Here is a 24,963-nt window from a genome sequence, read left to right as displayed (position 1 = left end):
CCGAATCCCCGCCGGCGCCGAGGTTCCGGACACCCTCCGGCAGCCGACTTCCGCATACGACGTCGTATGCAGTGGATTCTAGGAAGGTATTTCTGTGAGCCAGACGTCAGATTCTTGTCTTGATACGTGGATGGGCCGGGAGGCGCTCGCCGAGGCCATGATCCCGGTGATCGGCCGGCTGTACCGCGAAAACAACGTGGTCACCTCCATCCACGGTCGCAGCCTGATCAACAAATCCACCATGAACATCCTCAAGGCGCACCGCTTCGCCCGCCGGATGAGCAAGGAAGAACTGCGTCTCGAAGAAACAGCCCCGCTGCTGGACGCCCTCACCAAACTTGAGCTCGGCGCCGCTGCCATCGACATCGCCCGCCTCACCGAGAAGTACCGGGTCGAGGGCAACGGCGCCACCCTGGATGAATTCCTCCGTAAGGAACTCGCCGAGGTTGTTGGCAAGCGCGGCGGAGACGACCGCACCAGCACCGACGTCGTTCTCTACGGCTTTGGCCGCATTGGCCGCCTGCTGGCCCGCCTCCTGATCGAAAAGGCCGGCGGCGGCCACGGCCTGCGCCTGCGCGCCGTCGTGGTCCGCCGCGGTTCGGACAACGACCTGACCAAGCGCGCCAGTCTGCTGCGCCGCGATTCGGTCCACGGCTCCTTCGAGGGCACCATCAAGGTGGACCTCGAGAACGACACCATCACCGCCAACGGTGTCCAGATCCAGGTCATTTACTCGGACAACCCCGCCACCGTCGACTACACCGCCTACGGCATCCACGACGCTCTCGTCGTCGACAACACGGGACGCTGGCGCGACGCCGAGGGCCTGTCCCAGCACCTGAAGAGCAAGGGCGTTTCCCGGGTGCTGCTCACGGCACCGGGCAAGGGCGACCTGAAGAACATTGTGCACGGCATCAACCACGCGGCGATCACCGATTCGGACAAGATTGTCACCGCAGCCTCCTGCACCACCAACGCCATCACCCCGGTGCTGAAGGCCATCAACGACCGCTACGGCGTGGTGCACGGCCACGTCGAGACGGTCCACTCCTTTACCAACGACCAGAACCTGATCGACAACTTCCATAAGGGAGACCGCCGCGGACGCTCCGCAGCGCTGAACATGGTCATCACCGAGACCGGTGCCGCCAAGGCTGTCGCCAAGGCCCTGCCGGAGCTCCAGGGCAAGCTCACCGGCAACGCCATCCGCGTCCCCACCCCGGACGTTTCGATGGCCATCCTGAACCTGAGCCTGGAAAACGGCACCACCAAGGACGAGGTCAACGACTACCTGCGGGAAATGTCGCTGCACTCGGAACTCCGTAAGCAGATCGACTACATCGATTCGCCCGAGGTTGTTTCCACGGACTTCGTCGGTTCGCGCCGCGCGGGCATCGTCGACGGCCTGGCCACGATCTGCACCAACAAGAACCTCGTGCTCTATGTCTGGTACGACAACGAGTTCGGCTACAGCTGCCAGGTGGTCCGCGTCATGGAGGAGATGGCCGGCGTGAACCCGCCGTCGTTCCCGGCCAAAGATGCAGCAGCGACCCTGGAGGCAGCCGGCCTGCCCGTCGAGGTCACGGCCTGACCCCGCCGCGCTAAAGTCTGTTCCGCCTTTCCCGGCCGATCCTCTGGAATCGGCCGGGAAAGGGCACCACAATAGTGCAATGGAACAGAACTCGGCAGTAGAGCACGAAACCACCCTGGAACACGCGCTGGACGTCGCTCGGCGGAACGTCAAGGAAGCCAAACGGCTCCTTGATGATGCCCGTGCCAAGCATGCGGCCGGAGAGGTCGACGAGGCACGGGTCCGGCAACTCGAATCGCTGATGGCCCTCGCCAACGAAGACCTTGTGCGCGTGACGAAAGAGAACTAGCAGGGCACCTGTCCTCCACACTGTGGATAACGGCCGCAGCAGCGGGGGCCGGGCCTAGGCTTCGGGGGTGGAACGAATTCGCCCCGCGCCGGTACGCCCTGGATCCCACAGTGCTGCCCGGGAAGGGCCGGTCCGGAAGCATCCCGCCGGGACGCCGGTATGACCCTCACCTGGGCCGGGTTCCGGCGGGCACGACGGCGGTCCCGCCAGGCCTGGGTTCTGTTGACCGCCGCCGCACTCTCCTTGCTCGCGGGACTCGGCTGGTTCTTCACCGCCGGGCAGTTTGCCGCCGTCGAGGGACCCGCCGACGGACCCCGCGAGGCGCCCGTGCTGGCAGCGGGCTGGATGAACGCCATCCCCTCCGTTCGGACTGTTCCACCGGGCCCGGCAGCGGCGCTGCTGGACACGCTGGCGGTGAAGGGACGCGCCGCCAAGGACACCTACGACCGGAGCGCCTTCGGCCAGGCCTGGCTGGACGCGGACCGCAACGGATGCGATACCCGCAACGACATCCTCCGCCGCGACTTGTCGGACACCGCCTTCACCGCGGGATCCCGCTGCCTGGTGGCCGCCGGCTGGTTCCGCGAACCGTACACCGGCCGCCTGATCCCGTTCCGCCGGGGAGCCGGGAGCAGCAAGGACGTTCAGGTTGACCATGTTGTGGCGCTGGGGGACGCCTGGCAAAAGGGTGCCCAGCAGTTGACCGCAGGGCAGCGCGAGCACCTGGCGAACGATCCGCTGAACCTGATCGCCGCCGACGGCCCCGCGAACCAGGACAAGGGGGCTTCCGACGCCGCCACCTGGCTGCCGGCGAACAAGGCCTTCCGCTGCCACTACGTCGCCCGGCAGATCTCCGTGAAGGCGGCCTACCGGCTGTGGGTTACCCCGGCCGAGAAGGAGGCGATGAGGCGGATCCTCAGCACCTGCCCCGGGCAGCAGACGATCGTTGCGGCTGCTCAGTAGACCTCCGCCAGATCACGCCGCGACCAAAACGGCTGGAAGCTCGGTCAATGCGGCAACGGTGAACTCCGGGGCCTCAAAGTAGCCCGGATAGGCTGCTCCAGTCCGATTCACCCACGCCGTGCGCAACCCGGCGCGGACCGCACCGTGGACGTCCCACGGGTGGACGGCGACCAGCAGCATGGCCGACGTCTCGGACGCGGTGGAGGCGGCGGCATATTCGTAGGAGGCGCGGGCAGGCTTCCAGGCAGGCGCGTCCTCGACCGAAAGCAGCATCTCGAACTCCTCCCGGATCCCCGCCTCGCTGAGCAGCTTCCGGGCGATCTGGGCAGAGCCGTTGCTGAGCGTGATGAGCCGGAACCCGGCAGCGGAGAGGGACCGGACCCCGGCGGGGACATCCGGATGAACTCCGAGGCCGGCCAGGCCGCCCATGACGTGCTCGACCGCTGCCTCCAGGCCACGATCAGGCTCCACCCGGCTCAGCAGCCGGCGGAGTGCGTCCGCCCCGATAGCGGCGAAGGATCCGTTGTCCCCACTGGCGGTGAGTGCGAAACCGTCGCGCAGAAGCGCCGCGAACCAGAGCTCTGCCAGTTCAGGCGGGGCCCCCACCTCGCTGAAGCGTTGCCCCATGGGGGACATGTCAGAGAGTGTTTCGTTCACGTCAAAGACAATGACTGGTTTGGCCGTGGTCATGGGTGCTCCTTGTAGTGGTAGGCAGGCCTCTCCCCAAGTGTGCCGCCTGCGCTGGCCGAGAGGAAACGACGGCGGAACGACAACTGCCTTGCAGCGGCCGGGGTTCGCCTGGACGGGGAGCCTGACGGGGCCGGCCGCCGCAGGGCCGCCGGCTTCGCTGCCGGTCCCGGCTTCACCCTGCCGCGCTCCCGTCCAGGTCCCGGGCGGCGAGTTGGGCCTCCAGCCGTTCGACGTCCTCGCGGTGGCAGAGTTCGGTGGCGAGCGTTGTGACCGTGGCGCTTCCGGCGGCGACGGCGGCCCGCAGCGCTTCCTCGAGGGTGCGGCCTTGGGCCAGGCGGAGCACGAAAGCGGCCAGGAAACTGTCGCCGGCTCCGACGGTGCTTCGAACCTGCACCCGGGGCACGGCCAGCCGGAGAATTCCGGACTTCGAGGCGAGCACTGCGCCCTTGCCGCCCAGGGTCAGGGCGACATGTTCCGCGGAGCCGTCGGCGACCAGCGCTGCGGCCGCTTCGACCTGGCTTGCATCGCTCTCGAGTGTCGTGCCGAAGTGCAGCCCCAGTTCCCGGCGGCTCGGCTTCACCAGGAACACCCCCTCGGCGAGGGCTTCGGCCAGTGCCGGCCCGGCGGCGTCCACGATGCAGCGTGCATCCTGCTGCCGGGCCAGCCGGGCCACCTGGGCGTAGAAGTCCTCCGGAACCCCCGGGGGCAGGCTTCCGCTGGCCACGACATACCCGCCCCTCGGAATCGAATCCGCCACAAGCGCAAGGCACAAACGCCACTCGGGCTCACTCAGCTCGGGGCCCTCAAGCACAAAACGGAACTGCTTTCCCGTTGTCGTCTCATCGACCGTGAAGTCCTCGCGGGTGCTCCCTTGGATCGGTATGGCCAGGGTGGCGATGCGTTCGGCTTCGATGAGCCGGCGGTACGCCTCTCCGGTGGGTCCGCCGGCGGTGTAGACCGCCAGGGTCCGGCCACCGAGGCGCTGCACGACCCGGGACACGTTCACGCCTCCGCCGCCCGGGTCGAGGCGGGTGGTGCCGCAGCGCAGCTTGTGGCCGCTGATGACCTGCTCCGTTGAGGTGCTGACGTCCAGGGCGGGATTTATGGTGAGAGTGAGGATGGGTTGCATCGCCATCGGTCGGGGGGCTTCCATGGCCCAAGCATAGGAGCTTGGCGTTGCCGGTGTCCCCGGCGGGGCGTCCCCTTGTGGGCGGTCGGCCGCTCGGCGAGAATAAGCGCGGCAGGACTGGCGACACGAAAGTCCGCCGCAACCAGTGGAACGGGAACCATGGCACATCGCAAGGACGGCGCCGGCAAAGCCGGCTCCGGCAAGGTACAGGCAGGCCGGAAGGGCGCCAAGGGGCAACCCGAGGGACGTACGGAGAGGTTGCCCCTGGCCGTTTACGAGGCCGAACTCTTCCGGCTCCAGGCGGAGCTCGTCGCGATGCAGGAATGGGTCCGCAGCACGGGGGCGCGCGTGCTGGTGATCTTTGAGGGGCGCGACGCCGCCGGCAAGGGCAGCGCGATCAAGCGGCTCACGGAGTACCTGAACCCGCGCGCCGCGCGCATCGTGGCGTTGCCGGCCCCGACCGAGCGGCAGCGGGGTGAATGGTATTTCCAGCGCTACGTGCAGCACCTGCCCGCAGCGGGGGAGATCGTCCTGATGGACCGCTCCTGGTACAACCGGGCCGGCGTTGAACATGTGATGGGGTTCTGCACGCCCGCGGAACACAAACGCTTTATGGCCCAGTGCCCGGTCTTTGAACGCCTCCTGGTCCAGGACGGCATTCTGCTGTTCAAATACTGGTTTTCGATCAGCCACGCCGAACAGGAACGGCGCTTCAAGTCCCGGCTGGATGATCCGATGCGGCAATGGAAACTCTCGCCGATGGACCGGGAGGCGATCCTCCGCTGGGAAGACTACTCACGGGCCAAGGACGACATGTTCATGCAGACGGATACTGCCGAATCCCCCTGGTACGTGGTCGAGGCAGAGGATAAACGACGGGCCCGGATCAATATGATCGCCCATCTGCTCTCCAGCATTGACTACACCGAAGTCCGGACAGAGCAGGTGACGTTGCCGGAAAGGCCCAAGGCCGTCAACTACACGCGCCCGCCGCGGGAGTTGTTCCGTTACGTTCCGGATCACGCCGCGATCCTGCAGAAATCCGGTGAGGAATAGCCCGGCGGGAGGGAATCTTCCCGCCGGTCCGTGCGGCTGCAGACCCGGGCAGGTAGGGTACCGGCATGGACATCATCCTGGTACCCGGATTCTGGTTGGACGCCTCGTCATGGGAGCAGGTGACCCCGCCGCTGGTCGCCGCCGGGCACCGGGTCCACCCGCTTACCCTGCCCGGGCTGGAATCAGCTGACGCGCGGCGGTCCGGCATCGGCCTGCGCACCCACATCGACGCCGTCGTGGCGGAGATTGACGAGCTCGACATCCCGGTCGTCCTGGTCGGCCACTCGGGCGGGGGCGCCATCATTTACGGCGCCGTCGACGCCCGCCCGGACCGGGTGGTCCGGGCAATCTATGTGGACAGCGGTCCGCTCGGCGAAGGCGGCGTGATCAACGACGAGCTGCCGGACGACGGCGTCGAGGTCCCGCTTCCCCCGTGGGAATTCTTCGAGGATGAGGACCTCACCGACCTGGACGAGGAGTTGCGGGCCATGTTCCGGGCCCGCGCCGTCCCGCAGCCGACGGCCGTGGCCAAGGACCAGCAGCGGCTGCACGACGAGCGGCGCTACGACGTCCCTGCGACCGTCATCGCCTGCGAGTTCCCGTCCTCCATGCTCATCGAGATGATCGGGGCCGGCCACCCGTATGTCGCGGAACTCGGCCGCGTGCGGGACGTCGAGTACGTGGACCTGCCCACCGGGCACTGGCCACAGTTCACCCGGCCGGCCGAACTGGGAGCGGCGATCCTGGCCGCCGTCGACCGGAGCGGGTAAGCCCGGACCTCAGTGCCCGAACGGGTCCGGATCCACGCCGGGCATCCACGTCAGCCCGGGGACGCCCCAGCCGCTCTTCTTGGCCTGCTTCATGGCCTTGCGGGCGTAACGGTCGATCAGCCGGTTGACGTAGAGCTTGCCGTCGAGGTGGTCGTATTCGTGCTGGATCACCCGGGCAAACCAGCCCGTCGCCTCGAACTCGACCGGGTTGCCGTCCCCGTCAAAGCCCTGCACCCGGACCCACTCCGCGCGCTTGAGCGGGTACTGCCCGCCGGGGAAGGACAGGCAGCCCTCCTCGTCCTCGTCCGGGTCCGGCAGCGCGCCGGAGACCTTGGAGAGGGTCAGCACCGGGTTGACGACGGCCCCGGACGGCGGGGCGCCGTCGTCGTTCTCGTATTTGTAGATGAAGAGCCGTTTGCCCACCCCGACCTGCGGCGCGGCAAGGCCGACGCCGTTGGCGGCCTCATTGGTCTCGAACATGTCGGCGATCAGGGTCCGGAGTTCGTTGTCGAAGACTTCGACTTCCGGGGCCCGGCGGTGCAGTACGGGCTCGCCCCAGATCGTGATGGGCAAAACGGTCATGTCAGCTGCTTCCTCTGCTGTGCTGTCAAAACGGAGTCGGGTCAGTCTGCGATGGTGCGGCCGACGACGTCGCGCATGATTTCGTTGGTGCCGCCGAAGATCGTCAGCAGCCGGGCAGCGAGGAAGGCCTGTGCCACGGGGTATTCCAGGATGTAGCCGTAGCCGCCGTGCAGCTGGAGGCACCGGTCGGTGACGGACTTGGCGCGCTCGGACGCCCACAGTTTCGCGCGGGCGGCGGAGGCGGCGTCGAGCTCGCCGGCGTTGAAGGCCAGGACCGCCTGGTCCACGTAGGTTTCGGTGACTTCGACCTCGGTGAGGATGTCGGCCAGCTCGAAGCGGCTGTTCTGGAAATCGATGATCCGTTCGCCGAAGGCGTTGCGGTCCTTTGTGTAACGCACGGTCGCCTCGTAGACGGCGCGGACGACGGCGGAGCTTGCCACCGCGATCGCGAGGCGGCCCTGGGGGAGCTGCTCGGCGGCGTACTGCAGGCCCTTGCCCTCTTCGCCGACGAGGTCCGCGTGCGGAACGCGGACCCCGTCGAAGAACAGCTCTGCGGTATCCGAGGCCTTGAGGCCCATCTTGTCCAGCTGGTTGCCGGCCGTGTAGCCCTCGCCCTTGCGGACCATGAACAGGGAGAAGGAGTCCTGCTTTCCCCGCCCGGTGCCGGCGTCGGTGCGGGCCAGGACCAGGGAGGCATCCCCGGAGATGCCGTTGCCGATGAAGGTCTTCTGCCCGATGATCAGCCAGTCGTCGCCGTCGCGGACGGCCTTGGTGCGGATGCCGCGGAGGTCTGAACCCGCGCCGGGCTCGGTCCAGGCGATCGAGGTGACCGTCTCGCCGGAAACCATGCCGGGAAGCCAGCGGCCCTTGAGCTCGTCGGAGCCGTAAGCCAGCAGGTGGGGGAGGACCATGTCATCGTGCAGGTGGAAGGCCAGGCCCACCGCGAGGTGGTTGCTCTTGGCGAACTCCTCGTCCAGTACGGCGCGGAAGCGGTAGTCGTCCATGCCCATGCCGCCGAACTCCTCCGGAACGGCCAGGCCCAGCAGGCCCTGCTCGCCGGCCGCCGACCACAGGTCCCGGGACATCATGTGGTCCTTGTCCCACTGGGCGTAGTGCGGTGCAACGGCGCGCGTGTTGAACTCGGTCGCCATCTCACGGAACATCTCGTGGTCTTCTTCAAAAAGCCTGCGCTGCATAGCGTTTCCTTCCGTGCACGGTTCCATGGACAGACGACAAAGGCCGCACCGGATATCCGGTACGGCCTTCGTCTAAGGGCGGATCACTGCCGTCCTTCATGAGGGTGAGCGACGGGGGTTGAACCCGCGACCTCCTGGACCACAACCAGGCGCTCTGCCAACTGAGCTACGCCCACCATGTGCCCCGCCATGCCCTCCGGCGGACCGGCTGGCTGAAAAGGCAACGACAAATAGCTTACCTGCTCTTCGGCGCTGCTTTTGCCACTTTTCGGATTTTCACCAAAAATTTCCGCAAACGTGGCGGAGATTACTTAACGGCGGCCGGCCGGCGGACTACGTCGCCGGCGTCCCGGAGGCAGCCTCGGAGGGGGTGCCGCCGGCAGCCGTTTCCGGCTCGGAGGGCGTGCCTTCGGCGGCGGGTTCGTCCGGCTTTCCCGTCACCCTGCGGGCGATCCGCTGCGCGGTGGCGCTGTCCGGACCCGGTGCGGGGACGAAGACGGCCTCGCGGTAGTAGCGCAGTTCGTCGATGGAGTCCTGGATGTCGCCGAGGGCGCGGTGGCCGCCGAGCTTGGCGGGGGACTGGAAGTAGGCCCGCGCATACCAGCGCCGGGAGAGTTCCTTGATGGTGCTCACGTCGATGACCCGGTAATGCAGGTGTTCCACCAGTTCGGGCATGTCGCGGACCAGGAAGACGCGGTCGGTTCCCACCGAGTTGCCGCCCAGCGGGGCCTTCTTGGGATCCGGCACCCACTTCTTGATGTAGTCCAGCACGATGGCCTGGGCCTCCGCCATGGTCTTGCCGCGGGGGAGTTCCGCCAGGAGCCCGGAGCGGGTGTGCATGTCGCGGACGAAGTCGTTCATCTGCGCAAGGGCGGCGTCATCGGGTTTGATGACGACGTCGACCCCGTCGCCCAGGATATTGAGCTCGGAGTCCGTCACCAGCGCAGCCACCTCGATGAGGGCGTCGTTGACGCTGTCCAGGCCGGTCATTTCGCAGTCGATCCAGACGATGCGTTCATTAGATATAGGCACGCGCCCAGCCTACCGTTTCGTCGCTGCCGGGCGGTCCGGTGCTAGGATTTCGGGTACGCGGGCGTCGATATTTTTCGTCATCGCGGCGCGCCCCGGGCCGGTTTTCACGGCCGGCTGAGGGCGGAGAAGAGCCCCACAACAGATTGGACGATCCTGAGATGACGGTGCCTGTGCCTGCGGCGGGGAAAGCGGCTGCCGGCACGTCCCCGGTGGCAGCCATTGCTGACGTGGACAACGCCCGTTCACCGCTGCTGGCGGGATTTATCGGCTCTCTGTTTATGGCGATCGGTTCCCTTGGCGTGGGCTGGCTCGCCCCGGCGTCCGAACTCCGCCGCGTTCCGCTGTTCATCTGGATGCGCACCGAGGCCGTCGGCGTTGGCCTGTGCATTGTGCTGCTGGCCATCGGCGGGATGCTGCTGGTCCGGTCCTGGCTCAGGCTCGGCCAGCGCGTGCGGGTCTGGGGAGCGGAGGCCCGCAATGCGACGCTGCAGGCGGTTGTCCTGTGGGGACTGCCCCTGATGTTTTCCGTCCCGCTGTTCAGCCGCGACGTCTACGCCTACATCGGGCAGGGCCGGCTGATGGTCGAGGGCTTCAACCCCTACGAAAACGGCATCTCCGCACTGTCGAACTACTTCCAGCTCGGGGCCGACAAGATGTGGACCGAGGCGCCGGTACCTTACGGCCAGCTGTTCCTATGGATCGAACAGTTCGTTGTCTGGTCCACCAATGTGCACCCGGAAGGCAGCATCATGCTGTTCCGCCTCGCCGCGGCGGTCGGGATCGTGCTGTGCATCATCTATGTGCCGAAGCTCGCCGAACTGCACGGCGTCAACCCGCACCGCGCCCTGTGGCTTACCGCCGCCAACCCCCTCTTCCTCACCAACTTCATCGCCAGCGTCCACAACGACGCGCTCATGATCGGCCTGGCCCTGGCCGGGCTCTACTACTGCGCCACCCGGCGGGTTATCCTCGGCCTGGTCCTCGTGACCCTGTCTATCTCGGTCAAGCCCATTACGATCGTGTTCCTGCCGTTCATCGGCCTGCTCTGGGCAGGAAAGAACGCCAGCTGGCCGCGGAAATTCGTCTTCTGGGGACTCACCGCCGGCATCAGCCTGGCTCTGCTGTACGCGATGAGCATGGTCAACGGCTTCGGCTTCGGCTGGATCAACGGCCTCTCCGCCCCCGGCAGCATCTGGATCTGGTACGCCCCGGTCGGGCTGCTGGGCCTGGTGGTCGCTTCCATCTTCAACGCTTTCGGGCTCGACGGCTGGGGGCTGGCCAAGTGGGTCTATGACGCCGGGAAGCTGCTGGCGCTCGGCATCATCGCCTGGCAGATCTTCCGCGGCGACTATGACCGCCTGATCCGCCGTCTCACGCTGGCGTTCGCCGCCGTCGTCGTCCTCGCCCCGATGATCCAGTCCTGGTACGTCGTCTGGCTCATCCCGCTCTTCGCCGTCACCGGCATCCGTGATGACTGGCAGGTCAAGGCGCTGTACTTCATCGTGTCGTTCTTTATGGTCTACGCGATCTCGGACCAGCTGGAAGTTTTCCCCTACCTGCAGACCGCAGATCTCGGCCTGGCACTCGCCCTCGCCCGGAACGCCGCCGCGATCATTGCCCTACTCTTCGCCCTGTACCTGATTTTCCTGGACCCCAAAACCAAGCTGCTCTTCAGCAAGTCCGAGGAACCGGTCACCACCCGCCCGGTCATCTGAGGTTCCGCAGGGCCTCCCTGCGGGAGAGCGGGCTAAGCGCCGCGCCGTGCCGCGCCGCAAAGTCCCGGACCCAGTCCGGATCCGTGGCGGAAAAGTCACGCAGGGCCCAGCCAATCGCCTTCCTGATGAAGAACTCCGGGTCGGCCAGGTTCGGTTCGATGACCGCTGCCAGAAGAGCCGGATCCGTAGCTGATTTGGCGCCGAGCTGGGCCGTGATGGCGGCCCTCCGGATCCAGAGGTCCGCGTCCGTGCTCCAGCGGAGGAGTACAGGGGACATGTCCTCCCTATGCGCCTGAAGCAGCCCGCAGATCCGGTGCGAGACCCCGTCCACGAGATCCCACCAGGCGCCGCTGCGGATGATCTCCTCGTAGAGCGGCAGCATGCTCAACTCGCCGGCCGCCAGCTTCAACCCCGTGAGGTCGATGGCCGCGTACCGTTCCTCCCGCCAGCGTGCGCCCCGCCACAACTCCAGCACGGCGGACTGCAAGTCCTTGAGGGAACCGGGAGGCAGTTCCTTGGCGGCGGCCTTGACTATCCGGCGGACCTCCGGAACCCGGACGCCCAGCGAGGGCATCTCGGACTTCAGATAGGCCTGTGCCCCTGCCGCCCGGACCGGATCGGCAGCACCCCTCAGCTGTGACCGGATCGCGGAAATCAGTTCAGGGCTGGCCATGAGGCAACCTTAGCCACGCTCCGGCCGGCTTTAGAGTTGAGGCATGTCGATGATCAAAAGCCCAGCCGAGATTGCCCTGATGCGCGAAGCCGGCCGGGTGGTGGCCAACACGCTGGAACGCGTCCGGAACGCCGCCGCCGTCGGCGTGTCCCTGAAGGAACTGGACGCCCTGGCGGCTGAGACGATCGCCGACGCCGGGGCGACGCCGGCGTTCCTGAACTACAAACCCCGGTGGGCCTCGGTGCCGTTTCCCGGGGTGATCTGCACGTCCGTCAACGATGCGGTGGTGCACGGCATCCCCAACGATTACCGGCTCCAGGACGGGGACCTGCTCAGCGTGGACTGCGGCGCGTTCCTCGACGGGTGGTGCGGTGACGCGGCAATCAGTTTCATCGTTGGCACGGCCGACCCGGTGGACCAGGCCCTGATCGAGGCCACCAACGCGGCCCTGGCCCGCGGCATCGAGACCGCCCGGATCGGGAACAAGATGGGGGACCTCGGCTACGCGATCGGCGGGGCGGCGCGCCGCGCCGGTTACGGGTTGCTGGCCGACCACGGCGGCCACGGGATCGGCACGACAATGCACGCCGAACCGCACGTTCCCAATGACGGCCGGCCCGGCCGCGGCATCAAGCTGACCGAGGGCCTGGTTATTGCCATCGAGCCGATGCTGATCCTGGGCGGCAAGGACGACTACTTCCACGACGACGACGAATGGACCCTCCGTTCGGCCAGCGGCCGCCGCGCGGCCCACAGCGAGCACACCGTGGCCATCACCGCGGACGGACCGGTCATCCTGACCCTGCCTTAGGGCCCGTGGACGGTTCCGGGCCCGGGCTGCGCTGGACGGCCGGCGCAGCGGCGCCGGCCCGGAGCGCCGTCAGGCGCACGACGGCCCGCCTTGGCACCGCGTCGCTGACCACCTGGAAGCCGGCCGCCAGAAAAAGACCCAGGGTGCCGTGATAGAGATCGGCCGGGCCGGCTTTGGGCCGTTGCGCGGCATCGACCGGATAGCCCTCCACCGTGTCTGCGCCGTGGACGAACGCGTGCCCGACGGCGGCTGCGAGCAGCGCCCTTGCCACGCCGGTGCGGCGCTGGCCGGGGGAGACAACAAAACAACTCACGGACCACACCTGGTCCCTGCCGGGATCCGCAGCCACCTCGGGGCCGGCCGCGGTCAAAACCTTGGAGCGCAGGATCCTGGGATAGCAGCGGCTCGGCTCGACGGCGCACCAGCCCACAGGATTGCCGCCGCGGAAGGCCAGCACCCCCGGAGCAGGGCCGCCGCCGTCGAACTTGTCACGCAACTGGGCTTTCCGCTGCTCCGGAGTCGACGCGGACCACTGCGCTCCGGTCAGGGCGAAGAACCGGCACCAGCAGCGCGACGGCTCGCCGCGGATGCCAAAGAGACGCTCGACGTCGGGCCAGTCCGCCGCAGCGGTGGTGACCGCTGCCTGCCCGCGCGGTCCTGCTTCACCCATGGAACGAGGTTAGCGCCCGCCCGGCGTCAGCGCGTGCGGGCACCCTTGCCGGCCTGGCGGCTGACACGCTGGCGGTGGGCGGCCAGCCGCAGCTGAATGATGCGGGCGGCCCCGGCGATGGCCACCAGCACACCGCCGCCGACTGCCGCGATGAACAGCGCAATGCCGAGCGGGACCGACCCCTCCAGGCCAAAGAACTTCACCAGCACATAGTCCTGGTTCTGCAGGATGAAGGCGATGAGCAGGATCAGCACCACCAGCGCGCTGGCGACTGCGGCCCAGACCATGCCAGCGCGGGTAACCTGGCGGGTTTCCGGGGCGGGGGCCGGCCTTTCTGGCTGCACCGCACGGGGAGGTTCCCCAGCCGGCGCTGCTGGGGAAGCCGCAGCTCCGGGCACAAGATCGGTGCTGCCCGACGGAGCCCCGGTGCTGGAGCCCGCTGCCCCGGACCCGGCCGGGGCCTCAGCCGCCCCGGGGTACTGGGTGGGGGAAGCCTCGCTGGGGCCGTTGGGATCGGAGGGATCGAATCCGCGGGGTGTCTGGGTCATGGCGGCCATACCTTTCGGTTGCGGCAGGGCGCGCAGGCTTTCCCTGGAATGTCCTGCCTGTCCACTCAATAATAAGTGGGCTGATGGCTGGCTGGGAGTATTCGGGCCGCGGGCGCGGTGCAGGCCCCGGCGAAAGCGCGGGCCGTTGGCACGGGACGGACGACGGTAGGGCGCCGCAGGGGATGCCTCGAGCAGGAGGGGCGGCCGTGAGCGTTGTCGACAATGCGGTCGGCGCTGGCCCGCGGTAAGTTCCGCAGGCCAGCCCCGCGCTGGTGCCCCAGGAGGGAATCGAACCCCCGACCGGCGGATTAGAAGGCCGCTGCTCTATCCCCTGAGCTACTGGGGCGTGCCGGCCCGGCTGCTGCCGGGGGACGCCTCAAAAAGTTTACCGTGTCCCGCGGGTGTCCGAGGTCAGGGACACCCGGGCGCGCTGAGTCCAGCCTGCCCGGACACCGGCCCGGCCTCCCCGGCGCTGTTCGGCCCGGGGTTATCCACATGGCGGGTCGTGCCCCTCGCGATGGGTCGTCCCCGGCGCGAAGCTGAAAGAGCCTGCTAGGGCACAACATTTCGAGACAGGACATGAGCATGAGTGACAACATCACGGTCCGTGGCTTCGTCGCCTCGGAGATCACGACTTCGACGACGCCGGGCGGAGTGGCGACGGCGTCGTTCCGGCTGGGTTCCACCGAACGGCGCTACGACCGCGCCGCGAACACCTGGTCCGACGGGAACATCAACTGGTTCAGGGTCCAGGGCTACCGGCAATTGGCCGGAAACATCGGCTGCAGTGTCAAGAAGGGCCAGAAGGTCATCGTCGTGGGACGGCTCAAAATAAGAAGCTGGGAAAGGGACGGCCGGTTTTACCACGCGGTTGAAATCGACGCCGAGTCCGTCGGTCACGACCTTATGTGGGGTTCCGCCAACTTCATCCGGACGGCTGGCAACGGGCCCCAGGCCGCCGCCAGTCCCTCCGGTGCGGCAGCGGCCTCCCCGGAGGGCAGCTATGAAGGGAACCTGGAGGACGACCAGCCCCCTGAGGGGCACGACGACGACAACGACGGCGACGAGTCGGCAACCCACATGGTCTTCATCGACGACGTCAACGGCGAGGTCGAGGAACTCGACGAACAGACCGGCGAGCTGAAAGGGGCGGCCGCCTGAAGGGCAACGTGGTTCTGTAAACGCCCGGGCCGGGCGTCACGCCACGTGGGGCCGGGTCCGGGGCCGCAGTCCGGTGTCGCCGGGGAACAGTCTGAATGTGAGTTATCCGGGCCGAACCACTAGATTTGTAGGCATGGCGGAATTTATCTACACAATGACCAAGGCCCGCAAGGCTGTTGGCGAAAAACTCATCCTCGACGACGTAAGCATGTCCTTCTTCCCGGGGGCCAAGATTGGCGTTGTCGGCCCGAATGGTGCGGGTAAGTCCACCATTCTCAAGATCATGGCCGGACTGGACACGCCGTCAAACGGTGAGGCCCGGCTCAGCCCCGGCTACACGGTCGGTATCCTGCTGCAGGAACCGCCGCTGAACGAGGAAAAGACCGTCCTGGGCAACGTCCAGGAAGGTGTCGGCGAGATCTACGGCAAGATCCAGCGCTTCAACGAGATCTCCGAAGAAATGGCCAACCCCGACGCTGACTACGATGCCCTCCTGGAGGAAATGGGTCAGCTGCAGGAAGCGATCGACGACGCCGACGCCTGGGATCTCGATTCCCAGCTCGAGCAGGCCATGGACGCCCTCCGCTGCCCGCCGGCCGAAGCCGACGTTACCCTGCTCTCCGGTGGCGAGCGTCGCCGCGTCGCCCTCTGCAAGCTCCTGCTCCAGAAGCCGGACCTGCTGCTCCTCGACGAGCCCACCAACCACCTCGACGCCGAGAGCGTGCTCTGGCTTGAACAGCACCTCTCCGCCTACCCCGGCGCCGTACTCGCCGTCACCCACGACCGGTACTTCCTTGACCACGTGGCCCAGTGGATCGCCGAAGTCGACCGCGGCCACCTGTACCCCTACGAGGGCAACTACTCCACCTACCTCGAGAAGAAGCGCGCCCGTCTGGAAGTCCAGGGCAAGAAGGACGCCAAGCAGGCCAAGCGGCTTACCGAGGAACTGGAGTGGGTCCGTTCCAACGCCAAGGGACGTCAGACCAAGTCCAAGGCCCGTCTTGCCCGCTACGAGGAAATGGCTGCCGAGGCAGACCGCACCCGCAAGCTGGACTTCGAAGAGATCCAGATTCCGCCGGGACCGCGCCTGGGCGGCCTCGTCCTGGAGGCGAAGAACCTGCAGAAGGGCTTCGAGGACCGCACGCTGATCGACGGACTCTCCTTCACCCTGCCGCGCAACGGCATTGTCGGTGTCATCGGCCCCAACGGCGTCGGTAAGACCACCCTGTTCAAGACCATCGTCGGTCTCGAACCGCTCGACGGCGGCGAGCTGAAGATCGGTGACTCCGTCAAGATCTCCTACGCGGACCAGAGCCGCGGCGGCATCGACCCGAACAAGACCCTGTGGGAGGTTGTCTCCGACGGGCTCGACTTCATCCAGGTCGGACAGGTCGAAATGCCGTCCCGTGCCTACGTCGCCGCCTTCGGCTTCAAGGGCCCGGACCAGCAGAAGAAGGCCGGGGTGCTCTCCGGTGGCGAGCGCAACCGCCTGAACCTTGCTCTGACCCTGAAGCAGGGCGGAAACCTGCTGCTGCTCGATGAGCCGACCAACGACCTTGACGTCGAAACGCTGAGCAGCCTCGAAAACGCCCTGCTCGAATTCCCCGGCTGCGCCGTGGTGGTCTCGCACGACCGCTGGTTCCTGGACCGGGTCGCCACCCACATCCTGGCCTACGAAGGCGACGAGGAGAACCCCTCCAAGTGGTACTGGTTCGAAGGCAACTTCGAATCCTACGAGGAGAACAAGATCGAGCGCCTCGGCCCGGATGCAGCCAAGCCGCACCGCGTAACCCACCGCCGCCTCACCCGCGACTAGGCCACGAGCTAAGCCCGCGCGGCACAGAGCGGAAGAGAAAAGGCCGGCTCCCCAGGGAGCCGGCCTTTTTCGTGCGGAATTTCAGCCGCGTTCAGCCTTGCGCATCTGGTGCTGCAGGACCTTGGACTGGACGGCGCCCCGGACCTTGTTCTTGAAGTCCGTCGGAACCCGGATCATGCCCTCCTGCGCCACCGTGGCCACATGGCTGCCGTCGCGGCTGAAGATCTTGCCGGTAGCCAGGCCGCGGGCGCCCTGGGCGCTGGGGGACTCCTGGACATAGAGCAGCCACTCGTCGACCCGGACCGGCCGGTGCCACCACATGGCGTGGTCCAGGCTGGCCACCGACATGCCCGGGGTGATCCAGCTCATGCCGTGCTTGCGGAGGATGGATTCCAGCAGGGTGTAGTCGCTGGCGTAGGCCAGGGCGGCACGGTGCAGGTCCGGATCGTCCGGCATGGGGCCGAAGGTCTTCATCCAGACGGCGTTGCGCGGTTCCTTGTGGCCCTTCGCCGAGACGTACAGTGCCGGGTCGACGTGCCGGATATCGAAGGGCCGCTCGTAGGCCCAGTGGCGTGCCACCGGGTGGTCAAACTTGCCCAGCAGGTCAGCCGTGCTGGGCAGCGACTCCGGCGCGGGGATGCCGGCCGGCATCTCGGTCTGGTGTTCGATTCCTTCGTCCTCGTCCTGGAACGACGCGATCATGGACAGGATGGGCATGCCCTCCTGGTACGCGTGGACGCGCCGCGCCGAAAACGAGCGGCCGTCCCGGAGCCGCTGGACGCCGAAGGTGATCGGCTTGTTGGCATCCCCCGGGCGCAGGAAGTATCCGTGCATGGAGTGCACGCCGCGCCCCTCGGGAACCGTCCGGCTCCCGGCGATCAGCGACTGCGCGAGCACTTGGCCGCCAAACACGCGGTGCCGGGGCTGCTGCTGGGAGGGGCCCATAAAGATGTCCTCGTCCGTCCGGGCGCCCTCCAGCTCACCAAGGTTCAGCAGTTGGAGGAGGGAGGAGGTGGGGTCCTGTGTCGGCGGGGCCTGCAATCCGGCTTCGGCTTCAGTCATGGTTCGACTCTAGACGTCCCTCCGGCACCGTCCCAAAGAGGCACAGCCGGTAGAGTCGATAATGTGTCTGATGTCCTTACCCAGCCCCTGCAGTTCACCGATCCACGAGACCTCGCCGATCTGCGCACCTTCGCGACCCGTGCCAGATCGATCGACGACGGCGCCATCCGGCTCCAGGCGTCCGGGACGGTGCTCGCCGCCTACGTGTGTGTGCTGCGCCCGCGGCTGCTGGGGGAGTCGACCCCGACGATCCTCGGGCTGCGCACGATGGCCCTGGCGCAACCGGCCGACACTGACGTCACCGTTCCCATCTCGGCGGTGCTGGACCGCCTGGCGCGGGCCGGGGAGAACGACGTCGAGCTGCCGCTGCCGCCGGTGACCGTCACCGAATCGTGGGCCGGCGTCGGAGCGCCCCGTACCGGGTGGGAGGCCGTGGTGACGCTGCCGGACGCCGGGCTGCGCCGGTCCGCCGAGGCCGGGATCACCGAGATCGCCGCCATCATCCCGGACAAACCCGGAGCCTTGATCGTCAACAACGCCCGCGCCACAGTTTGGGGCAGGGAACTGCCGGGTGCCGGCGGGCTTCCGCTGGGCGCAGCGTTCGCAGCCCTCGCCCTCGGCTTCCTGGCCGACGGTGAACAGCAGCTCTACCGGGCCGGGCGCTGGTTCCGGCTCAGCGGAGCCCGCGGGCACGTCCTGGCCCGCACCGGTTCGGGGCTGTAAGGGCGCTCGTCAGCAGCCGTGATGATCGCCTGGCGCCCTCGCCGGGCTTGACGGGGCTGGCATACTGAGCGCATGAGCGGCATGTCTGTGCTGGATCCCCCGGTCGAGCGGCACCTTGGCCTCAACGATGCACTGCATCCGGACCGCATTTGGATCCGCGCGCTCCGCTTCGCGGTCGGCGTGTTCGTGCTCGTCGCCCTGGCCCGGAAGACCTTCGATGCGACGCTCCCCGGCAATGACGTGGACGTCGCCCAGCTCTACTCGGAATTCACGGTCCAGTCGAACCTCGCCCTCGGGATCGTGCTCATAATATCCGCCGCCCTGCCGCGGACCCGGCTGCCGGAGTGGTGGGACCACCTGTTCGGTGCGCTCGCGTTCTACCTGGTGATGACCGGCATCATCTACGTGGTCCTGGTGGCCCCGCCGGAGGAGCCGTGGTGGAGCCTTGACCTGTACTGGCCCCAGCTCGCACACCACCGCGTGGCTCCGCTGTTCGCAGCCCTGGACTGGCTCCTGGTCACGAGGACCGTCCGCGGCAAATGGGGTCGGCCGCTCGTGTGGCTCAGCTACCCGGCCGCCTTCCTCGTGTTTTCGTGGGTGCGCGGAGCCATCGACGGCTGGTACGTCTACGACTTCCTTGATCCGACGCTCGACGGCGGCTGGCCGGCAGCGCTGACGACGACGGCGCAGGTGCTCGTCACATTCCTCGTCATCGCGACCCTCCTGCATGGCGCCGGCAATGCGCGCTCCGCGCTGGCAGTGCGGCACACGCGGCGCTGATCCCGGGTCTGCACAGAACCGCGCGGGCCCCTCAGGCTTCGGACGGGCTGTTCACCATGGAGAGGGCTGCCCGCTCCATGTAGTCCCAGAGCGTCCCCTCGTGCAGGGGCGGGAGCTCCAGGGAATCCACCGCGGTGCGCATGTGGTGCAGCCAGCGGTCCTTGGCCTCGGGCGTCACCCGGAACGGCTGGTGCCGCATCCTCAGCCGGGGGTGCCCGCGCTCCTCACCGTACGTCGTCGGGCCGCCCCAATACTGCTCGAGGAACATCAGGAAGCGACGCTTTGCGGGGCCAAGATCCTCCTCGGGGTACATGGGACGCAGCAGCGGGTCGGTCGCGACGCCGTCGTAGAACACGTCGATGAGCTTCACGAAGGTCTCGTGGCCCCCCACGGCGTCGTAGAAGCTGTCCGTGTAGCCGGGCTGGCTGAACGGATCGTTCTGCAGCAGCTGCTTGGGCTGGCGGGGTGCGCCGGCACTGGGGATTGTCATGGCTCTATTCTCCGGCCTTCTGCTGGGGTGCGTTGTCGGCTTCTTCCACCGCCGGTGTTTCCGGCGGCACATAGGTGCCCTGGGAGCGGTTGCCCACCCGCAGGATTTCGCCGTTGCGCAGGTACCAGATGGCGCCGTCCTCCGCCCGGACCCGGGTGATCCGCAGGTTCATGGACTCCACCGTGCCCACCACTTCGGAGGTCTCGATGATGTCGCCGATGCCGTACTGGTCCTCCATGGTGATGAAGATGCCGGCCAGGAAGTCGCGGATGAGCTGCTGGGCGCCGAAGCCGATGGCGATACCGAGGATTCCAACGCTGGTCAGGATCGGCGCAATGTTCACGTTCAGGTTGTTGAGCACGTACATGGTGGTGAGGACGGCCACGGTCACGCTGACCACACTGTTGAGCAGGGAGCCGATGGTGTTGGCCCGCTGGACCCGGCGCTCGTGGTCCAGGGCGCGCAGGGCCGGGGCCACCCAGCGGAAGTGCGGCTTCTTGAAAAACGTGCTGCCCGCGGCAACGCGTTTGGTGATTCCGGCGATCACGAACGACGCCACCAGCCACACGGCAACGCCGACTCCCAGGCTGATGAGAACACCCGGCAGGTTGATGGCCGAGATGTCCGGGGCGGCAATCGGTTCAATAGTGGTCAGGCTGATCATCGGCGGGGGGTACTCCTTGTTGCTGCGTCCCGGCGGCCGGCCGGCAGTGTCGGGCCTCCGGATAGGCGCCCGGCTTTCGCCGGGCGCATAACACTCTGGTCTACTTCAACATTAGCGCCGCAGCGCAGCCCCACACGCATTCAGGTCCCGGGCGGCACGGTATTCCCGTCAGCAGAATCAGCCCGCCAGGTGCCGCCGGGACCGGCTGGGCCGTTCAGTCCTCCCGGCCCTCAACCATGGCGCTCGGCTCGTGCAGTACCGGGAAATTGACGCTCCGGGCGATAAAGCAGACCCTGTTCGCTCCGGCGTGCAATTCTTCCATCAGTTCCGCCGCCACCGGCGCCGCCAGGGTGACCCGGGGCTTGAGCGTGACCGATTCAAACTGTCCGCTGCCGTCCCGGTTGGTCCGCATCAGCCCCTCGGCCCGGTCCTCATACGCCGTCACCACCACGCCGTGCTTCACCGCGACGTGCAGGAAGGAGAGCATGTGGCACTGGGACAGGGCAGCCAGCAGCAGCTGTTCCGGGTTGTAGCGGTTCCGGTCGCCGTGGAAGGTCGGATCCGCGGAGCCCGGCAGGACGGGAAGCCCGGGGATCCCGATGTCGTGGTCCCGTGAATACCCCCGGTACGACACCGTCCCTTCGCCAAGGTTCCCGGTCCAACGCACTGTCAGCGCATAGCGGTGCTCATCGAGGCTCATGGCTCCAGCCTAGGTCACCCCCCGACCAACTGACTGGCAGCAGGGGCCGTTCACGGCGTCCGAAACGGCCCCTGCTGCAAGCTGCATGGGAGAAGCTAGCCTACGTCGGCCTGGCGGGCGCGCAGTGCGCGCGCCACGCCGTCGCGGTTCTCCAGCATCATCCGGCGCAGCGCCGCGCTGTCCTCCGGCAGCGAGGCAAGGAACTCATCGGTGCGGTCCACGGTCGCCTGCGTGGTCAGCTGCGCCGGGTAGAGTCCGACGACGATCTGCTGGGCCAGCGCGTGCGTGCGGTTCTTGACGATGCCCGGTACGGCGTCGAAGTACTTTTCCGCGTAGGGCTCCAGCAGGGAACCGTCCAGCACCCGGCTGAAACCGCTGACGGCCGAGCCCTGGAGCGCATTGGACAGCTCGCCCTTGACCACAATCGATTCCCAGGCCGCGGCCTTGGCCTCGGGCGTCGGAATGGCGGCCTTGGCGAGGGCCGCCGCGTTCTGCCCGGTGGCGGTGTTGTCGTGCTCCAGCTCGGCGTCGATTTTCTCCTGGCCGGCCCGCCCGCCGACGACGAGGGAAGCAACGAGTTCCCAGCGCAGGTCCTGGTCAACGGTGAGGCCCTCCAGCGTGAGGCGGCCCTCCAGCAGGCCGGACACGGTGTCGAGCTGACCGGCGCTGCGGGCCAGCAGCGCATAGGACTTGACGAACTGCAGCTGCGCGTCGGAACCGGCCGGGACGCCCGCGGCGAGCTCCCAGAGCCGGTCGGCGGCGGCAACCGCGGTGGCTTCCTTGTGTTCGGCGGCCACGTAGAAATTCAGTGTGGTGGCCAGCTGGCGCAGCTGGACCTGGATCACGGAGGAATCGGATTCCTCTGCGATGTTGGCCAGAACCAGCTCCACATAGCCGCGGGCGGGGGTTTCGCCGTCGCGGGCGGCATCCCAGGCCGAGCCCCACACGAGGGTGCGGGGAAGGCTCTGGCTGAAGTCCTTGAGGTGGGCCGTGGCCGTGGCGAGGGACTTCGGGTCGAGACGGACCTTGGCGTAGGCGAGGTCGTCATCGTTGAGCAGGATCAGGTCCGGCCGGGCGAGCCCGGCCAGCGCCGGCACCTCGGTGCGCCCGCCCGCGACGTCGAGCTCCTCGCGGTGCACGCGCTCCAGCTTCCCGGCGCCGTTGAGGTTGTAGAAGCCGACGGCGAGCCGGTGCGGACGGATGGTGGGCCGGGCCTCGGTGGCGGACTGCAGGATCGCGAAGGAGGAGATCGTCCCGTCCTCGCCCACGGACAGCTCCGGCTTGAGTGTGTTGACCCCGGCAGTCTCCAGCCAGAGACCTCCCCACTCGTCCAGGTCACGGCCGCTGGCTTTCTCAAGTTCAGCCATCAGGTCGCTGAGCTCGGTGTTCTGCCAGGCATGCTTGCGGAAGTACTCGCGGACACCGGCCATGAACTCCTCCGGACCCACCCATGCCACGAGCTGGCGCAGCACTGAGGCGCCCTTGGCGTAGGTGATGCCGTCGAAGTTAACCTCGACGTCCTCCAGGTCGTTGATCTCCGCGAAGATCGGGTGCGTTGTGGGGAGCTGGTCCTGGCGGTAGGCCCAGGACTTCTCCACCGAGGCGAACGTCGTCCAGGCGCGGTCGAACCTGGTGTTTTCCACCGCGGCCAGGTGGGACATGTACTCCGCGAAGGACTCGTTGAGCCAGAGGTCGTTCCACCAGCGCATCGTCACGAGGTCCCCGAACCACATGTGGGCCAGCTCGTGGAGCACGGTGATGGCGCGGCGCTCCACCTGGGCGTCGGTGACTTTGCTGCGGAAGACGTAGCCTTCCAGGATGGTCACGGCCCCGGCATTCTCCATGGCACCGGCGTTGAACTCCGGCACGAAGAGCTGGTCATACTTCTCGAACGGGTAGGGGCAGCCGAACTGCGCCTCGAAGAACTCGAAGCCCTGGCGGGTGAGCTCGAAGATGTTGTCCGCGTCGAGATACTGCATGAGGGATTTGCGGGCGAAGACGCCCAGCGGGGTGACCTTCCCGTCGGCGGCGACCACTTCGCTGCGGACGCACTGGTACGGCCCGGCGATCAGCGCCGTGACGTAGGAGGAGAGCCGGGGTGTGGGGGTGAACTCCCACACGGAGCGGGCGCCGCCGTCGGTGCCGGGGATGGTCTCGACCGGCACCGGAGTGGGGGAGTTGGACACAACATCCCAGTGCGAGGGGGCAATAACCGTGAACGTGAAGCTGGCCTTGAGGTCGGGCTGTTCGAACACGGCGAACATCCGCCGGGAATCCGGAACCTCGAACTGGGTGTAGAGGTAGACCTCCTGGTCCACCGGGTCCACGAAGCGGTGCAGCCCCTCGCCGGTGTTCATGTACGGGGCCTCGGCCACAACCAGCAACTCGTTGTAGGCCGCCAGCTCCGGCAACTGGATCCGGACCCCGTCGGAAACCTCTGCCGGGTCAAGCTCGCGCCCGTTCAGGGTCACACCCAGCACGGAGTCGGTAACGGCATCGATGAACGTCGAGGAGCCCGGCTGGGCCGAGAACTTCACGGCGGTGGTGGTGCCGAAGACTTTCTCCCCGCGGCTCAGGTCCAGTTCGACCTCGTAGGAGTCGACGGCGATCAGTTTGGCACGCTCGCGTGCTTCGGCGCGCGTCAGGTTCATTCCAGGCAAAATTGGGCCTCCGGGATGCTTAGGGACGGGCAAATCGGTACTGTGAAATCATTCTTTCACTTGTGCGGCACTTGGCAAGTTGCCTGGGTCACTCAAGATACCGAACGCCGAAGCGCCGGGGGTAGCGTTGGGGATATGGGAAAGCTTCGGGATTCTGTGGACGCCAGGGCACTGCGCTTCGCCGCGGGGTTCCCGCTCATGCTCGCGGCGGCGTTTGTGGTCTGCGCGTTCCTGATCCGCTCCGATCTGCCCGAGCCGCTGGCCATCCGCTGGACCGGGGCCGGTGCAGCGGACTTCGCGCCGTTCGGGGCCGTCATCGGCGGCGGTGCCGCCATGATCGTGCTGATTGGCTGGGCCGTGCTGGTGCAGGCCGTGCCGCTGTCCCGTCCGGCCATTATGCGCCGGATCATGATGGGCGCAGGACTGTTCGTGAGCCTCTTCATCACCACCGTTCTCGCCGCAGTGCTGGTCGGACAGCTCGGCCTGGCGGACGCGAGCCAGGCGCAGGTGGACGTGGCGGTGCTCGCCATGGGCAGCGGCGCTGCCCTGGGGCTGGGCTTCGTCATGGGCTTCGTCTTCAAAGCCGATGAACGCTGGTCCACGGACGACGACCAGGCGATGCAGGAGGCCCTGGCCCGCGAACTGGATCCGGATCTGGCCCGGGATTCAGTGAGCCTGTGGGTCCACGCCCGCAGTTCAGTCTTTGTGATGCTCGGGATCGCCACCCTGCTTCCCGCCGCCCTCCTCACCATCGCCGTGCCCTGGCTGGCTGCCCTCCTGGCCGGCCTGGCCCTGCTGGCTGCGGCGAGCCTGTTTGCCCGCCTCCGGGTGGACCGGAGCGGCCTGCGGGTCTTCGCCGCCGGGTTCGTCAGGGTCATGGACGTGCCGGCCTCGGCCATCGAGGCGGCAACACCGAAGGAAGTCCGGGCAGCTGACTACGGCGGCTGGGGCTACCGGAGCCGCGGCACCTCGGCGGTGCTGCTGGTCAGCAGCGGCCCCGCGGTCGTCGTCGACCGCCTGGACGGGCGGACCCTGACCGTCAGTGCCGGGAATGCCACGACGGCGGACAACCTCGCCCGGGTGATCTCGCGGGTGGCGGCCAGGGCGCGCCGGACCGGCGAGGCCACCGAGTTGTGACGCCCGTCCGGCGGCCGAACAAGCCCTCCCTCCGGTGCCCTAGTAGGCTGGGAAC

The 24,963-nt window shown here is 67.4% G+C and carries 25 protein-coding genes and 2 tRNA genes; 12 read left to right on the top strand and 15 right to left on the bottom strand.

Features of this window, described 5'->3' with window-relative positions:
- Positions 1-130: 130 nt before the first annotated feature.
- From ASPU41_RS17905 to ASPU41_RS17895, 3 genes are all read left to right on the top strand, one after another.
- Positions 131-1,591, top strand: a complete 1,461-nt coding sequence (locus tag ASPU41_RS17905; protein ID WP_069952055.1) for a glyceraldehyde-3-phosphate dehydrogenase — start codon at positions 131-133, stop codon at positions 1,589-1,591.
- 79 nt (positions 1,592-1,670) lie between these two features.
- The gene (locus ASPU41_RS17900; RefSeq protein ID WP_069952054.1) at positions 1,671-1,880 is read left to right on the top strand and encodes a hypothetical protein; all 210 of its coding nucleotides are present in this window, start codon (positions 1,671-1,673) and stop codon (positions 1,878-1,880) included.
- A gap of 159 nt (positions 1,881-2,039) precedes the next feature.
- The gene (locus ASPU41_RS17895; protein WP_069952053.1) at positions 2,040-2,843 is read left to right on the top strand and encodes an HNH endonuclease family protein; all 804 of its coding nucleotides are present in this window, start codon (positions 2,040-2,042) and stop codon (positions 2,841-2,843) included.
- A 12-nt stretch (positions 2,844-2,855) separates the two neighbouring features.
- Here the strand turns inward: ASPU41_RS17895 and ASPU41_RS17890 are convergent, their stop codons facing one another.
- Together ASPU41_RS17890 and ASPU41_RS17885 are read right to left on the bottom strand one after the other, a co-directional pair.
- Positions 2,856-3,533 carry a haloacid dehalogenase type II gene (locus tag ASPU41_RS17890; RefSeq protein WP_069952052.1) on the bottom strand — a complete coding sequence of 226 codons (678 nt, stop codon included), beginning with the start codon at positions 3,531-3,533 and terminating at the stop codon, positions 2,856-2,858.
- A 172-nt stretch (positions 3,534-3,705) separates the two neighbouring features.
- Positions 3,706-4,686: a 1-phosphofructokinase family hexose kinase gene (locus tag ASPU41_RS17885; RefSeq protein WP_197515703.1), complete on the bottom strand. Its 981-nt coding sequence runs from the start codon at positions 4,684-4,686 to the stop codon at positions 3,706-3,708.
- A gap of 135 nt (positions 4,687-4,821) precedes the next feature.
- Between ASPU41_RS17885 and ppk2 the strand changes: the two genes are divergently transcribed.
- Positions 4,822-5,718 carry a polyphosphate kinase 2 gene (gene ppk2, locus ASPU41_RS17880; protein WP_083266603.1) on the top strand — a complete coding sequence of 299 codons (897 nt, stop codon included), beginning with the start codon at positions 4,822-4,824 and terminating at the stop codon, positions 5,716-5,718.
- Between the two features lie 65 nt (positions 5,719-5,783).
- Positions 5,784-6,488, top strand: coding sequence for an alpha/beta fold hydrolase (locus tag ASPU41_RS17875; RefSeq protein ID WP_069952051.1), 705 nt, complete (start codon positions 5,784-5,786; stop codon positions 6,486-6,488).
- 9 nt (positions 6,489-6,497) lie between these two features.
- Here ASPU41_RS17875 and def read toward each other — a convergent pair whose 3' ends face one another.
- The 4 genes from def to orn form a co-directional block, all read right to left on the bottom strand.
- The gene (gene def / locus ASPU41_RS17870; protein ID WP_069952050.1) at positions 6,498-7,070 is read right to left on the bottom strand and encodes a peptide deformylase; all 573 of its coding nucleotides are present in this window, start codon (positions 7,068-7,070) and stop codon (positions 6,498-6,500) included.
- 41 nt (positions 7,071-7,111) lie between these two features.
- On the bottom strand, positions 7,112-8,266 hold the full coding sequence (locus ASPU41_RS17865; protein ID WP_069952049.1) for an acyl-CoA dehydrogenase family protein: 1,155 nt from the start codon (positions 8,264-8,266) through the stop codon (positions 7,112-7,114).
- Between the two features lie 103 nt (positions 8,267-8,369).
- Positions 8,370-8,442: transfer RNA gene (locus ASPU41_RS17860), tRNA-His, on the bottom strand.
- A 157-nt stretch (positions 8,443-8,599) separates the two neighbouring features.
- On the bottom strand, positions 8,600-9,256 hold the full coding sequence (orn, locus tag ASPU41_RS17855; RefSeq protein ID WP_231941361.1) for an oligoribonuclease: 657 nt from the start codon (positions 9,254-9,256) through the stop codon (positions 8,600-8,602).
- A gap of 200 nt (positions 9,257-9,456) precedes the next feature.
- Between orn and mptB the strand changes: the two genes are divergently transcribed.
- Positions 9,457-11,013 (top strand): polyprenol phosphomannose-dependent alpha 1,6 mannosyltransferase MptB, encoded by a 1,557-nt coding sequence (mptB, locus tag ASPU41_RS17850; RefSeq protein WP_197515702.1) that lies wholly within the window; start codon positions 9,457-9,459, stop codon positions 11,011-11,013.
- Here the strand turns inward: mptB and ASPU41_RS17845 are convergent.
- Positions 11,006-11,686 (bottom strand): DNA alkylation repair protein, encoded by a 681-nt coding sequence (locus ASPU41_RS17845; protein WP_069952047.1) that lies wholly within the window; start codon positions 11,684-11,686, stop codon positions 11,006-11,008. The two genes, mptB and ASPU41_RS17845, sit on opposite strands and share 8 nt — an antisense overlap.
- A 43-nt stretch (positions 11,687-11,729) precedes the next feature.
- Between ASPU41_RS17845 and map the strand changes: the two genes are divergently transcribed.
- The gene (gene map, locus ASPU41_RS17840; protein WP_069952046.1) at positions 11,730-12,497 is read left to right on the top strand and encodes a type I methionyl aminopeptidase; all 768 of its coding nucleotides are present in this window, start codon (positions 11,730-11,732) and stop codon (positions 12,495-12,497) included.
- On the opposite strand, the gene ASPU41_RS17835 is transcribed toward map, so the two are convergent.
- The 3 genes from ASPU41_RS17835 to ASPU41_RS17825 form a co-directional block, all read right to left on the bottom strand.
- Positions 12,478-13,167, bottom strand: a complete 690-nt coding sequence (locus tag ASPU41_RS17835; protein ID WP_083266602.1) for a GNAT family N-acetyltransferase — start codon at positions 13,165-13,167, stop codon at positions 12,478-12,480. The genes map and ASPU41_RS17835 overlap by 20 nt on opposite strands.
- 26 nt (positions 13,168-13,193) lie before the next feature.
- On the bottom strand, positions 13,194-13,715 hold the full coding sequence (locus ASPU41_RS17830; RefSeq protein ID WP_069952792.1) for a LapA family protein: 522 nt from the start codon (positions 13,713-13,715) through the stop codon (positions 13,194-13,196).
- A 270-nt stretch (positions 13,716-13,985) separates the two neighbouring features.
- Positions 13,986-14,061: transfer RNA gene (locus ASPU41_RS17825), tRNA-Arg, on the bottom strand.
- Between the two features lie 239 nt (positions 14,062-14,300).
- Between ASPU41_RS17825 and ASPU41_RS17820 the strand changes: the two genes are divergently transcribed.
- Together ASPU41_RS17820 and ettA are read left to right on the top strand one after the other, a co-directional pair.
- Entirely contained in the window at positions 14,301-14,876 is a 576-nt protein-coding gene (locus tag ASPU41_RS17820) for a single-stranded DNA-binding protein (protein ID WP_069952045.1), read from the top strand.
- A 133-nt stretch (positions 14,877-15,009) separates the two neighbouring features.
- The gene (ettA, locus tag ASPU41_RS17815; RefSeq protein WP_069952044.1) at positions 15,010-16,692 is read left to right on the top strand and encodes an energy-dependent translational throttle protein EttA; all 1,683 of its coding nucleotides are present in this window, start codon (positions 15,010-15,012) and stop codon (positions 16,690-16,692) included.
- A gap of 81 nt (positions 16,693-16,773) precedes the next feature.
- Here the strand turns inward: ettA and ASPU41_RS17810 are convergent, their stop codons facing one another.
- The gene (locus tag ASPU41_RS17810; protein ID WP_069952043.1) at positions 16,774-17,754 is read right to left on the bottom strand and encodes an acyl-CoA thioesterase; all 981 of its coding nucleotides are present in this window, start codon (positions 17,752-17,754) and stop codon (positions 16,774-16,776) included.
- Positions 17,755-17,817: 63 nt separating this feature from the next.
- On the opposite strand from ASPU41_RS17810, the gene ASPU41_RS17805 reads away from it, so the two are divergent.
- Both ASPU41_RS17805 and ASPU41_RS17800 read left to right on the top strand, forming a co-directional pair.
- Positions 17,818-18,477: a hypothetical protein gene (locus ASPU41_RS17805; protein WP_069952042.1), complete on the top strand. Its 660-nt coding sequence runs from the start codon at positions 17,818-17,820 to the stop codon at positions 18,475-18,477.
- A 72-nt stretch (positions 18,478-18,549) separates the two neighbouring features.
- Entirely contained in the window at positions 18,550-19,257 is a 708-nt protein-coding gene (locus tag ASPU41_RS17800) for a Pr6Pr family membrane protein (protein ID WP_069952041.1), read from the top strand.
- A 31-nt stretch (positions 19,258-19,288) separates the two neighbouring features.
- On the opposite strand, the gene ASPU41_RS17795 is transcribed toward ASPU41_RS17800, so the two are convergent.
- The 4 genes from ASPU41_RS17795 to pepN all read right to left on the bottom strand — a co-directional run bounded on the left by ASPU41_RS17795 (position 19,289) and on the right by pepN (position 23,762).
- On the bottom strand, positions 19,289-19,747 hold the full coding sequence (locus ASPU41_RS17795) for a globin (protein ID WP_069952040.1): 459 nt from the start codon (positions 19,745-19,747) through the stop codon (positions 19,289-19,291).
- 4 nt (positions 19,748-19,751) lie between these two features.
- A complete protein-coding gene (locus ASPU41_RS17790; protein WP_069952039.1) occupies positions 19,752-20,411 on the bottom strand; it encodes a mechanosensitive ion channel family protein in 660 nt (219 codons plus the stop codon).
- A gap of 214 nt (positions 20,412-20,625) precedes the next feature.
- Positions 20,626-21,111: an OsmC family protein gene (locus ASPU41_RS17785; protein ID WP_069952038.1), complete on the bottom strand. Its 486-nt coding sequence runs from the start codon at positions 21,109-21,111 to the stop codon at positions 20,626-20,628.
- 95 nt (positions 21,112-21,206) lie between these two features.
- Positions 21,207-23,762 carry an aminopeptidase N gene (pepN, locus tag ASPU41_RS17780; RefSeq protein ID WP_069952037.1) on the bottom strand — a complete coding sequence of 852 codons (2,556 nt, stop codon included), beginning with the start codon at positions 23,760-23,762 and terminating at the stop codon, positions 21,207-21,209.
- Positions 23,763-23,906: 144 nt separating this feature from the next.
- Here pepN and ASPU41_RS17775 point away from each other — a divergent pair, with 144 nt between their 5' ends.
- Positions 23,907-24,908 (top strand): hypothetical protein, encoded by a 1,002-nt coding sequence (locus tag ASPU41_RS17775; RefSeq protein ID WP_069952036.1) that lies wholly within the window; start codon positions 23,907-23,909, stop codon positions 24,906-24,908.
- The last annotated feature ends 55 nt before the right edge of the window (positions 24,909-24,963 follow it).

The organism is Arthrobacter sp. U41 (assembly GCF_001750145.1).
Classification (GTDB): Bacteria; Actinomycetota; Actinomycetes; order Actinomycetales; family Micrococcaceae; genus Arthrobacter.
The sequence above is the reverse complement of the archived record's forward strand: the minus strand, read 5'-3'. Positions and strand labels throughout refer to the sequence as shown.

Bases quoted from the DNA above. Each gene is read 5' to 3' on its own strand.
- ASPU41_RS17905 (WP_069952055.1), top strand. From the start codon at position 131: ATGGGCCGGGAGGCGCTCGCCGAGGCCATGATCCCGGTGATCGGCCGG.
- ASPU41_RS17900 (WP_069952054.1), top strand. From the start codon at position 1,671: ATGGAACAGAACTCGGCAGTAGAGCACGAAACCACCCTGGAACACGCG.
- ASPU41_RS17895 (WP_069952053.1), top strand. From the start codon at position 2,040: ATGACCCTCACCTGGGCCGGGTTCCGGCGGGCACGACGGCGGTCCCGC.
- ASPU41_RS17890 (WP_069952052.1), bottom strand. From the start codon at position 3,533: ATGACCACGGCCAAACCAGTCATTGTCTTTGACGTGAACGAAACACTC.
- ASPU41_RS17885 (WP_197515703.1), bottom strand. From the start codon at position 4,686: ATGGAAGCCCCCCGACCGATGGCGATGCAACCCATCCTCACTCTCACC.
- ppk2 (WP_083266603.1), top strand. From the start codon at position 4,822: ATGGCACATCGCAAGGACGGCGCCGGCAAAGCCGGCTCCGGCAAGGTA.
- ASPU41_RS17875 (WP_069952051.1), top strand. From the start codon at position 5,784: ATGGACATCATCCTGGTACCCGGATTCTGGTTGGACGCCTCGTCATGG.
- def (WP_069952050.1), bottom strand. From the start codon at position 7,070: ATGACCGTTTTGCCCATCACGATCTGGGGCGAGCCCGTACTGCACCGC.
- ASPU41_RS17865 (WP_069952049.1), bottom strand. From the start codon at position 8,266: ATGCAGCGCAGGCTTTTTGAAGAAGACCACGAGATGTTCCGTGAGATG.
- orn (WP_231941361.1), bottom strand. From the start codon at position 9,256: ATGACCGGCCTGGACAGCGTCAACGACGCCCTCATCGAGGTGGCTGCG.
- mptB (WP_197515702.1), top strand. From the start codon at position 9,457: ATGACGGTGCCTGTGCCTGCGGCGGGGAAAGCGGCTGCCGGCACGTCC.
- ASPU41_RS17845 (WP_069952047.1), bottom strand. From the start codon at position 11,686: ATGGCCAGCCCTGAACTGATTTCCGCGATCCGGTCACAGCTGAGGGGT.
- map (WP_069952046.1), top strand. From the start codon at position 11,730: ATGTCGATGATCAAAAGCCCAGCCGAGATTGCCCTGATGCGCGAAGCC.
- ASPU41_RS17835 (WP_083266602.1), bottom strand. From the start codon at position 13,167: ATGGGTGAAGCAGGACCGCGCGGGCAGGCAGCGGTCACCACCGCTGCG.
- ASPU41_RS17830 (WP_069952792.1), bottom strand. From the start codon at position 13,715: ATGACCCAGACACCCCGCGGATTCGATCCCTCCGATCCCAACGGCCCC.
- ASPU41_RS17820 (WP_069952045.1), top strand. From the start codon at position 14,301: ATGAGTGACAACATCACGGTCCGTGGCTTCGTCGCCTCGGAGATCACG.
- ettA (WP_069952044.1), top strand. From the start codon at position 15,010: ATGGCGGAATTTATCTACACAATGACCAAGGCCCGCAAGGCTGTTGGC.
- ASPU41_RS17810 (WP_069952043.1), bottom strand. From the start codon at position 17,754: ATGACTGAAGCCGAAGCCGGATTGCAGGCCCCGCCGACACAGGACCCC.
- ASPU41_RS17800 (WP_069952041.1), top strand. From the start codon at position 18,550: ATGAGCGGCATGTCTGTGCTGGATCCCCCGGTCGAGCGGCACCTTGGC.
- ASPU41_RS17795 (WP_069952040.1), bottom strand. From the start codon at position 19,747: ATGACAATCCCCAGTGCCGGCGCACCCCGCCAGCCCAAGCAGCTGCTG.
- ASPU41_RS17790 (WP_069952039.1), bottom strand. From the start codon at position 20,411: ATGATCAGCCTGACCACTATTGAACCGATTGCCGCCCCGGACATCTCG.
- ASPU41_RS17785 (WP_069952038.1), bottom strand. From the start codon at position 21,111: ATGAGCCTCGATGAGCACCGCTATGCGCTGACAGTGCGTTGGACCGGG.
- pepN (WP_069952037.1), bottom strand. From the start codon at position 23,762: ATGAACCTGACGCGCGCCGAAGCACGCGAGCGTGCCAAACTGATCGCC.
- ASPU41_RS17775 (WP_069952036.1), top strand. From the start codon at position 23,907: ATGGGAAAGCTTCGGGATTCTGTGGACGCCAGGGCACTGCGCTTCGCC.